9 protein-coding genes and 1 pseudogene are annotated in these 11,918 nt (G+C 74.0%); 3 read left to right on the top strand and 7 right to left on the bottom strand.

Annotated features, from left to right (window positions below; translation table 11 throughout):
- Positions 1-18 precede the first annotated feature (18 nt).
- The gene (gene lepA / locus ACIQ5Y_RS16105; RefSeq protein ID WP_384758779.1) at positions 19-1,884 is read right to left on the bottom strand and encodes a translation elongation factor 4; all 1,866 of its coding nucleotides are present in this window, start codon (positions 1,882-1,884) and stop codon (positions 19-21) included.
- A 198-nt stretch (positions 1,885-2,082) separates the two neighbouring features.
- Between lepA and rpsT the strand changes: the two genes are divergently transcribed.
- Entirely contained in the window at positions 2,083-2,349 is a 267-nt protein-coding gene (gene rpsT / locus ACIQ5Y_RS16100) for a 30S ribosomal protein S20 (RefSeq protein WP_361596746.1), read from the top strand.
- Positions 2,350-2,559: 210 nt separating this feature from the next.
- Here rpsT and ACIQ5Y_RS16095 read toward each other — a convergent pair whose 3' ends face one another.
- Positions 2,560-3,120 (bottom strand): TetR family transcriptional regulator, encoded by a 561-nt coding sequence (locus ACIQ5Y_RS16095; RefSeq protein ID WP_403880142.1) that lies wholly within the window; start codon positions 3,118-3,120, stop codon positions 2,560-2,562.
- A 92-nt stretch (positions 3,121-3,212) separates the two neighbouring features.
- Between ACIQ5Y_RS16095 and ACIQ5Y_RS16090 the strand changes: the two genes are divergently transcribed.
- A complete protein-coding gene (locus ACIQ5Y_RS16090; RefSeq protein WP_403880140.1) occupies positions 3,213-4,586 on the top strand; it encodes an MFS transporter in 1,374 nt (457 codons plus the stop codon).
- 36 nt (positions 4,587-4,622) lie between these two features.
- Here the strand turns inward: ACIQ5Y_RS16090 and holA are convergent, their stop codons facing one another.
- The gene (gene holA, locus ACIQ5Y_RS16085; protein ID WP_403880138.1) at positions 4,623-5,618 is read right to left on the bottom strand and encodes a DNA polymerase III subunit delta; all 996 of its coding nucleotides are present in this window, start codon (positions 5,616-5,618) and stop codon (positions 4,623-4,625) included.
- 58 nt (positions 5,619-5,676) lie between these two features.
- On the opposite strand from holA, the gene ACIQ5Y_RS16080 reads away from it, so the two are divergent.
- On the top strand, positions 5,677-5,937 hold the full coding sequence (locus ACIQ5Y_RS16080; RefSeq protein WP_403880136.1) for a hypothetical protein: 261 nt from the start codon (positions 5,677-5,679) through the stop codon (positions 5,935-5,937).
- A 23-nt stretch (positions 5,938-5,960) separates the two neighbouring features.
- On the opposite strand, the gene ACIQ5Y_RS16075 is transcribed toward ACIQ5Y_RS16080, so the two are convergent.
- The 4 genes and pseudogenes from ACIQ5Y_RS16075 to ACIQ5Y_RS16060 form a co-directional block, all read right to left on the bottom strand.
- Positions 5,961-6,821 (bottom strand): YceI family protein, encoded by an 861-nt coding sequence (locus ACIQ5Y_RS16075; protein WP_403880134.1) that lies wholly within the window; start codon positions 6,819-6,821, stop codon positions 5,961-5,963.
- 157 nt (positions 6,822-6,978) lie between these two features.
- A pseudogene (locus tag ACIQ5Y_RS16070) lies at positions 6,979-9,387 on the bottom strand (ComEC/Rec2 family competence protein); the annotation flags it as partial.
- 53 nt (positions 9,388-9,440) lie between these two features.
- Complete coding sequence (locus tag ACIQ5Y_RS16065; protein WP_403880132.1) at positions 9,441-10,385, bottom strand: helix-hairpin-helix domain-containing protein; 945 nt, start codon at positions 10,383-10,385, stop codon at positions 9,441-9,443.
- 98 nt (positions 10,386-10,483) lie between these two features.
- Positions 10,484-11,329, bottom strand: coding sequence for a DegV family protein (locus tag ACIQ5Y_RS16060; RefSeq protein ID WP_385122476.1), 846 nt, complete (start codon positions 11,327-11,329; stop codon positions 10,484-10,486).
- Between the last annotated feature and the right edge of the window lie 589 nt (positions 11,330-11,918).

Raw genomic sequence — 11,918 nt, 5'->3', positions numbered from 1 at the left:
CTCAACGCCGCTGCCGGACTACTTCTTCTTGCCGCCGGAGTCGTCGCTGGACAGCACCGCGATGAAGGCCTCCTGCGGGACCTCCACGGAGCCGACCATCTTCATGCGCTTCTTGCCTTCCTTCTGCTTCTCCAGCAGCTTCCGCTTACGGGAGATGTCACCGCCGTAGCACTTGGCGAGGACGTCCTTGCGGATGGCGCGGATGGTCTCGCGGGCGATGACGCGGGAGCCGATGGCGGCCTGCACCGGGACCTCGAAGGCCTGCCGCGGGATGAGTTCGCGCAGCTTGGCGACCAGGCGCACACCGTAGGCGTAGGCGGCGTCCTTGTGGCAGACGGCGGAGAAGGCGTCGACCTTGTCGCCGTGCAGCAGGATGTCGACCTTGACGAGGCTGCCGGACTGCTCGCCCGTGGGCTCGTAGTCGAGGGAGGCGTAACCGCGCGTCTTGGACTTCAGCTGGTCGAAGAAGTCGAAGACGATCTCCGCGAGCGGGAGGGTGTAGCGGATCTCGACGCGGTCCTCGGAGAGGTAGTCCATGCCGAGGAGGGTGCCGCGGCGGGTCTGGCAGAGCTCCATGATCGCGCCGATGAACTCGCTGGGCGCGAGGATCGTGGCGCGCACGACCGGCTCGAACACGTCCGAGATCTTGCCCTCGGGGAACTCGCTCGGGTTGGTGACGGTGACTTCCTTGCCGTCCTCCAGGACGACCCGGTAGACCACGTTGGGCGCGGTGGCGATCAGGTCGAGGCCGAACTCGCGCTCCAAGCGCTCGCGGACCACGTCCAGGTGGAGCAGACCGAGGAAGCCGACGCGGAAGCCGAAGCCGAGCGCCGCCGAGGTCTCCGGCTCGTAGACGAGCGCGGCGTCGTTGAGCTGGAGCTTGTCCAGGGCCTCGCGCAGGTCCGGGTAGTCCGAGCCGTCGAGCGGGTACAGACCCGAGAAGACCATCGGGCGCGGGTCCTTGTAGCCGCCGAGGGCCTCGGTCGCGCCGTTGTGCAGGCTGGTGATGGTGTCACCGACCTTGGACTGACGGACGTCCTTCACGCCGGTGATGATGTAGCCCACCTCGCCGACGCCGATGCCGTCGGCCGGGGTCATCTCGGGCGAGGAGACGCCGATCTCCAGCAGCTCGTGGGTGGCGCCGGTCGACATCATCCGGATGCGCTCGCGCTTGTTGAGCTGGCCGTCGACCACACGGACGTAGGTGACCACGCCGCGGTACGAGTCGTAGACCGAGTCGAAGATCATGGCGCGGGCCGGGGCGTCCTTGACGCCGACCGGGGCCGGGACCGTGGCGACGACCTTGTCCAGCAGCGCGTCGACGCCCATGCCGGTCTTCGCCGAGACGCGCAGCACGTCGTCGGGGTCGCAGCCGACCAGGTTCGCGAGCTCCTCGGCGAACTTCTCCGGCTGGGCGGCCGGCAGGTCGATCTTGTTCAGGACCGGGACGATCGCGAGGTCGTTCTCCATCGCCAGGTACAGGTTGGCGAGGGTCTGGGCCTCGATGCCCTGGGCGGCGTCCACCAGGAGGATGGTGCCCTCGCACGCGGCGAGCGAGCGCGAGACCTCGTAGGTGAAGTCGACGTGCCCGGGGGTGTCGATCATGTTGAGGATGTGGGTCTTGCCCTGCCCCTCGCCCACGGTGGGAGCCCAGGGCAGCCGGACCGCCTGGGACTTGATGGTGATACCGCGCTCACGCTCGATGTCCATGCGGTCGAGGTACTGGGCGCGCATCTGCCGCTGGTCGACCACACCGGTGAGCTGGAGCATCCGGTCGGCAAGGGTCGACTTGCCGTGGTCGATGTGCGCGATGATGCAGAAATTGCGGATCAGCGCCGGGTCGGTACGGCTCGGCTCGGGCACGTGGCTGGGGATCGCGGGCACGCAGTGTCCTGATTCTCGGTCGCAGTCGGAACGCGGAACGAAGTCTGAAGTCCTCCCATGGTCCCATGGACGGGGCAGTGCGCTCGGTTTGGGCCGCCAGGAGCGTGCCTGGTAGCCTGGGCAGCTGTGTCTCGTATGCCCTCTCAGCTGTCGGGACACAATCCGAAGATCAAACTCTGAACCTGAAAAGGCTCTTTCGTGGCGAACATCAAGTCCCAGATCAAGCGGAACAAGACGAACGAGAAGGCGCGCCTGCGCAACAAGGCCGTCAAGTCCTCGCTCAAGACCGCGATCCGCAAGGCCCGCGAGGCCGTCCTCGCCGGTGACGTCGAGAAGGCCACCGTGGCTTCCCGCGCCGCCGCGCGTGCGCTCGACAAGGCTGTCTCGAAGGGTGTCATCCACAAGAACGCCGCCGCCAACAAGAAGTCGGCGCTGGCTGCCAAGGTTGCCACCCTCCAGGGCTGAGCTCTCGATGTGAATCGCCGGTAGGGACCCAGCGGGCCCTCTCATCCGCTCCCTCACCGGCACACCGCGCCGCACGCGGCCTGCGTTCGCCACGCGGGTGCGGCGCAAGCATCTTCACGCAGTGACCGAAGGCCCCGGCCTCCACCCTTCCCCAGGGTGGCGGCCGGGGCCTTCGCGTTGCCCGCCCGCGCACCGGCCGCGGAGGCCCGGTCAGCCCCGTACGGCGGCGAGGACGGTCGAGGTCAGCACGTCCGGGGCTTCGGCGGCGTCCAGCCGGCCCGCCTGGACTTCGGCGGCGGCCGCGTGGACGAGGCTGTAGACGACGGTGACCAGCCAGTCCGCGGACAGGTCGGAGCGGACCTCGCCGACCTCCTGGCCGCGGACGATCAGACGGCGCACCGGCGCCAGGATCCGGTCGTGGCGTTCACGCAGCTGCTCGGGCGGGAACGCGGCGGAGACGGCGGCGAAGACGGCCGAGTGCCGGTCGAGGAGCCGCCACGAGGTGCGGACGAGCCAGGCGAGGTCGCCGCCGTCCGCGAGGGCGGCGGCGGCTTCGGCCGCGGCCCGGTCGAAGGCGGCGTCGAGGAGCGCCTCGCGGGTGGCGAAGTGGGAGTAGAGGGTGACCCGACTGACTCCGGCGGCGCGGGCGATGGCGGCCATGCTCGCCTGAGGGTCGGCGAGGAAGCAGTCCAGGCCCGCGTCGACGATCGCGGCGGCGTTGCGCTCCGCGTCGGCGCGGCGGGGCCGGGGGGTGGGGGCGTTCGATGCCATGGAGCCAAACTTAACACCGCTGTTCACATTTCACGGGCAGGGCCGCATACTCGATCCTTAACAGGACCGTTAACTTTAGGAGCGGCTTCGCCATGCCCTCGCACTCGCCCGCCCACGGCCACGCCGACGCCCACACGCATGCCCCCACCCATCCACACCGCCGGCTCCTGCTGGGCCTCCTCTGCCTGGCCCAGTTCATGCTGATCGCGGACGTCACGGTGGTGAACGTGGCCCTGCCCGTCATCGGCGCCGACTTCGCCCTGTCCGGCAGCGGACTCACCCGGCTCGTCACCGGCTACACCCTCTTCTTCGGCTCCCTGCTCCTGGTCGGCGGACGGCTGGCCGACCGGTTCGGGGCGCGGCGGATGTTCCTGGCCGGGCTGGCACTGTTCACGGCGGCCTCTGCGGCCTCCGGCCTCGCGGATACGGGCAACACGCTGATCGTGGCGCGCTCCGTGCAGGGCGTCGGCGCGGCCCTCCTCTCACCGGCGGCGATGGCGCTGGTCCTGGCCCTGTTCCAGGGTCCGGCGCGGCACCGCGCCCTCGGCGTCTGGGCGGGGATCGGCGGCGCCGGCGCGGCGATCGGAGTGCTGCTCGGCGGAATCCTGGCGGACGGTCCGGGCTGGCGCTGGATCTTCTACGTGAACCTGCCCGCGGGGGCACTGGCACTGATCGCCGTCCCCCTGCTGCTGGGGGACTTCCTCCGCGACCCCCGCAGCGGGGCGGCGCGCCGGGCGCCCGTGGACGTGACGGGCGCACTCCTGCTGACGGCGGCCTGCGCGTGCCTGGTCCAAGGCCTGGCCGAGCGCTCCTGGCCCTGGCTGGCCGGGGCCGCCGCCGCGGGCCTCGCGCTGGTCGCGGCCGGGCGCCGCAGCCCGTACCCGCTGCTCCCGTCCGCCCTGCCGGGCCGCCGCGCGCTGCTGGGCGGGAGCGCGGTGATGCTGGTCGCGGCCGGGATGCTCGTATCGGGGTTCTACCTGAGCTCCCTCCACATCCAGCAGGATCTCGGGCGCACCGCCCTGGTCACCGGGCTGGCCTTCCTCCCCGTGGCGGTGGCGGTCACGGCGGGGGCGCATCTGGGCGGCCGGGCGGTCGTGCGCTTCGGCTGGCGCCCGGTCGGCGCCGCGGCCTTCGTCCTCGCGGCGGCCGGAGCCGCCCTGGCCCCGGCGGGCGGACTCTGGACGGGTCTGGTCCCCGGTTTCGCCCTGCTGGCCCTCGGACTGGGCGGGGCCTTCGTCTGCGCGACGACGGCCGCCCTGTCCGAAGTCGCCCCGGAGCACTCGGGGCTGGCCTCCGGCCTGGTCGGCACCTCCCACGAACTCGGCGCCGCCGTCGGCCTCGCGGCGCTCGCCCCGAGCGGCTTCAGTACCCTCGCCCTCCCGGCGCTGGCCCTCGCCCTCGCCGCCGCGGCCCTGCTCCCGAAGGGCCGCCCCTCGCCCACGGCAGCCCGCGCCATGGCCCACTGAGGAGAGGGCTCGGGCCGGGGGCGGGAACGGGCGTGCCTACGGGCGGCGCTGGGGGCGGGCCGCGTGGGCGACCGCCACCACAGCCTTCTCCAGGGCGTACTCGGGGTCGTCACCGCCACCCTTGACGCCCGCGTCGGCGTCGGCGACGGCACGCAGGGCGTCCGCGACGCCGTCTGCCGACCAGCCGCGCATCTGCTGGCGGACCCGGTCGATCTTCCAGGGCGGCATCCCCAGGTCCCGGGCGAGATCGCCCGGGCGGGCTCCGCGCGGGGCGGAGGCCAGCTTGCCGATCGCGCGCACGGCCTGGGCCAGGGCGCTGGTGATCAGGACCGGCGCCACCCCGGTGGCCAGGGACCACCGCAGGGCTTCGAGGGCCTCCGCCGCCCGCCCCTCGACCGCCCGGTCGGCGACCGTGAAGCTGGAGGCCTCGGCCCGGCCGGTGTAGTAACGGCCCACCACGGCTTCGTCGATCGTGCCCTCGACGTCCGCGCACAGCTGCGCCGCCGCGCTCGCCAGCTCCCGCAGGTCGCTGCCGATCGCATCGACCAGGTTCTGGCAGGCGTCCGGGGTCGCCGAGCGCCCCAGCGTGCGGAACTCTCCCCGCACGAAGGCCAGGCGGTCGGCCGCCTTGGTCATCTTCGGGCAGGCCACCTCCCGGGCACCTGCCTTGCGTGCCGCGTCGAGCAGGCCCTTGCCCTTGACCCCGCCGGCGTGGACGAGGACGAGGGTGATCTCCTCGTAGGGCGCGTCGAGGTAGGCCTTGACCTCCTTGACGGTGTCCGCGGACAGGTCCTGGGCGTTCCGCACGACCAGCACCTTGCGCTCGGAGAAGAGCGAGGGGCTCGTCAGCTCGGCGAGCGTGCCGGGCTGGAGCTGCTCGGAGGAGAGGTCCCGCACGTCCGTGTCGGCATCGGCGGCGCGGGCGGCCGCCACCACCTCCCGCACGGCGCGGTCGAGGAGCAGGTCCTCCTGCCCCACCGCGAGGGTGATCGGGGCGAGCGGATCGTCGGTTGAGTTCTTCCTGGTGGCCATCGCCTCCAGCATCCCACGCCGCACTGACAGCCCACCGCCGCACGGGCCCTCTCACCGGATGTTCGAGAATGGTCGCGTGAACGTGCGACATGTACTCGTCCTGCCCGACCGCGACGCCGCCGAAGAGGTGGCGCGGGAAGTCGTCGACCGCTTCGGCCTGACGGAGGAGCCGCAGCTGGTCCGCGACGCCCTGGCCGGCGAGGACGACGCCGAGGACGCCCAGTGGCTGGTCGTCGTCGAGGACCCGCGCGAACGTCTCGACCCCACCGAGCTGGACGCCCTCGCCGACGAGTACGAGGGCTGGCTGGAGGCCCCTTAGGTCCCGCGGGTCCCGTCGGCCGCTCAGGCCTTGTGGACGGCCTGCACGTCCAGCGTCACTTCGACGCTCGACCCGATCGCCGCGATCCCGTGCGCCAGCACGGACTGCCAGTTCAGGGTGAAGTCCTCGCGCTGCAGTTCCGTACTGGCCCGGCAGGCGGCCCGCGGCTCGCCCTCCAGGCCCGTACCGAGACCCAGGTACTCGGTGTCCAGGGTGACGGAACGGCTCACCCCGTGGAGGGTGAGGGCGCCCGCGACGGCCCAGCGGCTGCCGCTGCGGTGGATGAACCGCTCGCTGTAGAACTCGACCGTCGGGTAGCGGGCCGCGTCCAGGAAGTCCGCCGAGCGCAGGTGGTCGTCCCGCATCCGCAACCCGGTGTCGATGCTCGCCGCGTCGATCCTCACGTGCATGGAGGAGTCCTCCATGCGCTCTGCGATCCGCACCGCGCCGGCGAACGTGTTGAACCGGCCTCGGATCCGCGCCATGCCGATGTGACGGGCCGTGAAGCCGATCGTCGAATGCGCCGGGTCGAGCTCCCAGTGGCCGGGCTGCGGCAGCAGCGGCGGTTCCACTGCGTCCAGGACGATCTCCCTCGTGCCGGGCTGCGCGGGACCGCCCACCAGCGTCACCCCGTGGAACGGCGCGTACCCCTCGGCGCTGACGGAGAGCCGGTACTCCCCTTCCGGAACGGTCGCCGTGAACCCGCCGTACGGGTCGGTCTCGCCGCTCACGATCCGCCGCCCGATCGGGTCGGTGACCTCGAACTTCGCCTGCCTGATCGGCTGGTGAACGCTGTCGAGCACACGACAGCTCAGCAGCCGCGCCGTCGGCGGCAGCGTCAGTGTCGCGGATGTGTGCGGGCTGGAACCCCCTGCCGTCTCCATCCCCCTTCGGCGACCGAACATGGCTGATGCACCCCCGTGCTGTGTGGACTGTGACCGTGTTGGCGAAGACGCATTCGATCATGCTGTCGGGTTGTGGGCAAACAGAATGGTCGCGCCCGGTATGGACCCGGCGGATCCGCCTCCGAATGGCCGGAAATGCTCGCAGCCCCGCGCCTGATCCGACGACCGCGACGGAGCCGTCGATGTCGGTGCGCAACACGGTCGCCCCCAACTCCCTCAGCCTGGCCAGCGTGCGGGGCGCGGGGTGTCCGTAGCGGTTGCCGGCGCCGACCGGAACGATCGCGAGCCGTGGCCGGATCCGGACCTGTAGCCCCGGGTCCTGGTGAGCGGACCCGTGGTGGGCCACCTTGAGGACGTCCACCGGCCCCAACTCCGGATGGTCCGTCAGGAGTGCCCGCTGGGAAGGAGGTTCCAGATCGCCGAGCAGGAGCAGCGTCAGTCCCGCACCGCGCACCAGCAGGGCCACGCTCGCGTCGTTGGGCCCCTCGGGCGGCGTTCCGGCCGAAGGGGGCCACAGCACCTGCCACTCCAGCGGCCCCGTCCTGCGCCGCTCGCCCGCCACCGCCCGCACGACGGGCACCCCCGCGGCGGCCGCCGTCCTGCGCACGAACTCGGCCTGTCCGGGCGGCTCTTCGAGCCCGGTGGTCTGGATCATCCCCACGGACCTGCCCCGCAGCACCCCGGCCAGGCCTGCCACGTGGTCGGCGTGAAAGTGCGTCAGCAACAGCATCGGCACCCGCCGGACCCCCAGCGCGCGCAGGCACGCGTCCACCGGGCCGGGCTCCGGGCCGGCGTCCACCACCAGGGCCTCCCCCGGGCCCACTGCGAGCACGGCGGCGTCCCCCTGGCCCACGGCGCACTGGACGTAACTCCACTCGGGCGGTGGCCAGCCCGCGACGGTACGGGTCAATTGCGGCGGCCTCAGCACGGCCAGGAGCAGCACCACCACCAGGACGCAGGCGACCCGGCGCCGGTGGCCGTACCGCGCGGCCAGCGCCACGCCCGCGAACGTCACGGCGGCCAGCAGCACACCCCCGCCGAGCCCGCCCGGCCAGGCCAGCTCCGCCCCGGGCATCCGCTCCCCGGCCCGGGCCACGCCGGCGATCCACCCGGCGGGCACCCCCGCGCACCGCGCCAGCAGCTCCGCGGCGGGCATCCACAGCGGGGCCACCGCGAGAGTGGCGAAGCCGAGCACCGTCGCCGGACCGGCCGCCAGCTCTGCCAGCAAGTTGCACGGCACGGCCACCAGGCCGACCCGGGCGGAGAGCACGGCGACCACCGGCGCGCACACCGCCTGGGCGGCAGCGGCGGCGGCGAGGGCCTCGGCGAGCCGCGGCGGCATCCCGCGCCGCCGCAGCGCCTCGCTCCACCGGGGTGCGACGGTCAGCAGCGCCCCGGTGGCCAGGACGGAGAGCAGGAACCCGTAACCCCGGGCCAGCCACGGGTCGTACAGCACCAGCAGCAGGACGGCGGCGGCCAGCGCCGGCAGGAGCGACCTGCGCCGCCCCGTGGCGAGGGCCAGCAGGGTCACGGCCCCGCAGGCCGCGGCCCGCAGCACGCTCGGTTCCGGCCTGCACACCACCACGAAGCCCAGCGTCAGCACGGCACCGCACACCGCGGTCCCCCGCAGCGAGAGCCCGAGCCGGGGCGCCAGCCCCCGCCGCTCGGCCCGCTGCGCGCGGGCCGGGGGCCCGATGAGCAGGAACAGCACCACCGTCAGGTTGGACCCCGAGACGGCGAGCAGGTGCAGGAGGTCGGTGGCCCGGAAGGCTTCCCGGAGGTCGTCCGGCACCCGGGAGGTGTCCCCGACGACCAGCCCCGGCAGCAGGGCCCGCGCATCCGGGGCGAGCCCGTCGCTCGCCTCCCGCAGCCCCGCCCGCAGCCGCCCCGCCATCCGCTGCGCGGCATCCGGGCCGCCGGTCACCCCGGGCGGGGTGTCACCGGCCGGACGCAGCACCGCCACGGCACGCTCGCCGCCCTTCGCCGGGGCCAGCCGGGCGACGACCTCCACCCTGGTGGAGGGCAGCAGCCGGGCCCATCCCGGATGTCCGGCCAGGACCCGCACGGGGGTCTCGACCCGGGTACGCGCCCCGTCCGGCCCCGTCACCCGGGTCACCACCGCATCCAGCACCACCAGCGCAGGCCCGCTGCCGTTCCGGGAGACCCGCGGATCGGAACCGACCGTCAACTCCGCGAAGACGCGGGCGTGCTCCCGTGCCAGCCCTTCGACCGGCCCGGCCCGCGCCTCGGCCCTCTGGAGCCCGGCCACGCCGGCCCCCGCGGCCGCGCACAGCAGGGCGGCGGCCACGGCCGGGGCCACCCCCAGGCCCCGCCGCGCGCGCCGGCACCCGGCGCGGACCAGCAGCCCCGCGCCGAGCACCCCCAGCACCACCACCGCGGCGGCGGTCCGCGATGCCGACGAGTCCAACGCCAGGGCAGCCGCTCCCCAGGCGGCCAGGGCCGGCACCACGAGCCGCAGATCCGCCGGGCGCTTCCCCTCGGGGTCGAGGTCCACCGGAGGCACATCCCGCGGCCGCCGGTCCATGAGGCCCGGACCCTCGGCGCCGGGATCCGCGGCGCCCCGCCCCCCTGGGCGGTTCACGGCCGCACCAGGGCGCGCAGGTCGGCGAAGCGGCGCTCGCCGATGCCGTTGACCTGGCGGAGGTCCTCCACGGAACGGAAGCCGCCGCGGGCGGTACGGAAGTCCACGATGTGCTGCGCCAGCACCGGCCCCACCCCGGGCAGCCCGTCCAGCTGGTCGACGGTGGCCGAGCCGAGGCTGAGCGGACCAGACGCCGAGCCCGTGCCCGAACCGGAGCCCGACCCCGAGGCCGTGCCCTGGGGTGGCGCCGGAGCGCCCACCAGCACCTGCTCGCCGTCCACCAGCACCCGGGCCCGGTTCAGTCCGGTGGTGTCCGTACCCGGCCGCACACCCCCGGCGGCGGCCAGTGCGTCCTCCACCCGCGAACCGGCGGGCAGCCGCCGCACCCCCGGATCCCGCACCTTCCCGCTGACGTCCACGACGATCCGCGCGGCTCCACCCGCCGGAGCCGTTGCCGCCGCGGGCGCCGCCGCCGGAGCCACCACCGCCGGAGCGGTCACGGCACGAGGCCGGGCGGACCAGTACTGCTGCGCGGCGAAGCCGACGGCCGCCGCCAGCACCACCGCGACGGCGCCCACCTTGCGCGGCGCCACCCCGCAGCGGGCCTGAAGCCACACCGGCAGCCGCTCCCGCACGGCCAGGCCGGGCATGGCCGGCCGACGGGGCGCGGGCTCGTCGGGCAGCTCGTCGGGCAGCTTGTCGGGCAGCTCGCCGGCCGGCTCCGGTGGCGGCGCCTCGGCCGGCGGCGGACTGCTGCCGCCCAGCAGGGCCCGCGCCCGGCGGCGCACCACCTCCGGATCCACCTGCGGAACTCGGGATCGGCGGTACCGCCCCCGGCGGTGGCGGACACGGCTGTCGGAGAGACGGCTGTCGGAGAGTCGGGTACGGCCCGGGCCGCTGGTGGCGCCCGGCCTGTGCGGGATACGCGTTCGGAAAGTCATGCCACGACCGTAGGGGCCTGTCCGGAATCCCGTTCGGAACCCTCAATTCCGGTGGACGGTCGACCCGTTGTGGATATCCGAGTCACCCGTACCGGTGATCAGCGGGGTGAGACGACCGCCGCCAGCAGCCCCGGCCCGGTGTGCGCGCCGATCACCGCACCGACCTCGCTGACGTGCAGTTCGACCAAGCCCGGAATCCGCTCGCGCAGCCGCTGGGCGAGCTTGTCGGCCCGCTCCGGAGCCGCCAGGTGGTGCACCGCCACGTCGACGCTGCCCGAGCCGGCGCGCTCGACGGCCAGCTCCTCCAGCCGGGCGATGGCCTTGGAGGCCGTGCGCACCTTCTCCAGCATCTCGATCCGCCCGCCGTCCAGCGTCAGCAGCGGCTTCACTGCGAGCGCCGAGCCGAGGAGGGCCTGCGCGGCCCCGATCCGGCCGCCGCGCCGGAGGTAGTCGAGGGTGTCGACGTAGAAGTACGCGGCCATGTCCGCCGCCCGCTTCTCCGCGGCGGCCACGGCCTCGTCCACGGAACCGCCCGCCTCGGCCGCCTCGGCGGCGGCGAGCGCGCAGAAGCCGAGCGCCATCGCGACCATCCCGGTGTCGACGACGCGCACCGGCACGGGCGCGGATCGCGAGGCGACCACGGCCGCGTCGTAGGTACCGGAGAACTCGGCGGACAGGTGCAGGCTGACGATCCCGGCCGCCCCGGCGTCGGCGGCCGCCTGGTAGGCCCTGACGAACTCCTCCGGGCTGGGGCGCGAGGTGGTGACCGAGCGGCGCTTCTGCAGGGCCAGGGCCAGGCTGCGCGCCGAGATCTCGGTGCCTTCCACCAGCGCCTCGCCGCCCAGCACGACGGTGAGCGGGACGGAGGTGATTCCGTGCCGCGCCATGGCCGGTTGGGGCAGGTAGGCCGTGGAATCGGTGACGATGGCGACATGGCGGGACATGAGGCGGAGGTTACCGCCAGTGGGGGTGCGACGGCAGCCTGGACCCCGTGCCGGACGCCTGCCGCGGGCCTGCCGGACCCTCACGACCTGCCCACCGGCCGCCCACCTCGGGCCTGCCGGACCCCCACGACCTGCCCACCGGCCGCCCACCCACGGGCCTGCCGGACCCTAACAACCTGCCCACCAGCCGCCCGCCACGGGCCTGCCCGGGGCCTTGTGAGCCTTCCGCCGACGGCCCTGCTGCGACGGCTCTACGGCGGCCCTGCCGGCCTCACGGCGGCGGGCGGAACGTTGTGCGGCCCGCCGCGGACGTGCGTGCCCCGGCCGGGCGTTGCGGCGGCCGGGCGTTGCGGCGGCCCTGCGGGGCTTCTCCCCCACCCCGCCCCTTCCCGAAACCGGGGGCTCCGCCCCCCGGCCCCCCGTCCGGACATCGCCCGGGACCCGGCGGAGGCCCCTACCTGAGTCGGAGGAATCAGCCCTCCAACCCCCCATCGCCCGTCCCCGGAACCCCGCCTTGACCTCGCGGAGCTCCGCTCTCCGACCCGGCGGGGACTGCACCCGAACCGAAAAGCTCCCTCGCCCCTGCGCG

The organism is Streptomyces sp. NPDC096339 (assembly GCF_044762985.1).
GTDB lineage: Bacteria > Actinomycetota > Actinomycetes > Streptomycetales > Streptomycetaceae > Streptomyces.
Note: the sequence above shows the minus strand (reverse complement) of the source record. Positions and strands in the feature narration are given on the sequence as shown.

Bases quoted from the DNA above. Each gene is read 5' to 3' on its own strand.
- ACIQ5Y_RS16060 (WP_385122476.1), bottom strand. From the start codon at position 11,329: ATGTCCCGCCATGTCGCCATCGTCACCGATTCCACGGCCTACCTGCCC.
- ACIQ5Y_RS16080 (WP_403880136.1), top strand. From the start codon at position 5,677: ATGTTCGAGAATGGTCGCGTGAACGTGCGACATGTACTCGTCCTGCCC.
- holA (WP_403880138.1), bottom strand. From the start codon at position 5,618: ATGGCCACCAGGAAGAACTCAACCGACGATCCGCTCGCCCCGATCACC.
- ACIQ5Y_RS16095 (WP_403880142.1), bottom strand. From the start codon at position 3,120: ATGGCATCGAACGCCCCCACCCCCCGGCCCCGCCGCGCCGACGCGGAG.
- ACIQ5Y_RS16075 (WP_403880134.1), bottom strand. From the start codon at position 6,821: ATGGAGACGGCAGGGGGTTCCAGCCCGCACACATCCGCGACACTGACG.
- ACIQ5Y_RS16065 (WP_403880132.1), bottom strand. From the start codon at position 10,385: ATGACTTTCCGAACGCGTATCCCGCACAGGCCGGGCGCCACCAGCGGC.
- ACIQ5Y_RS16090 (WP_403880140.1), top strand. From the start codon at position 3,213: ATGCCCTCGCACTCGCCCGCCCACGGCCACGCCGACGCCCACACGCAT.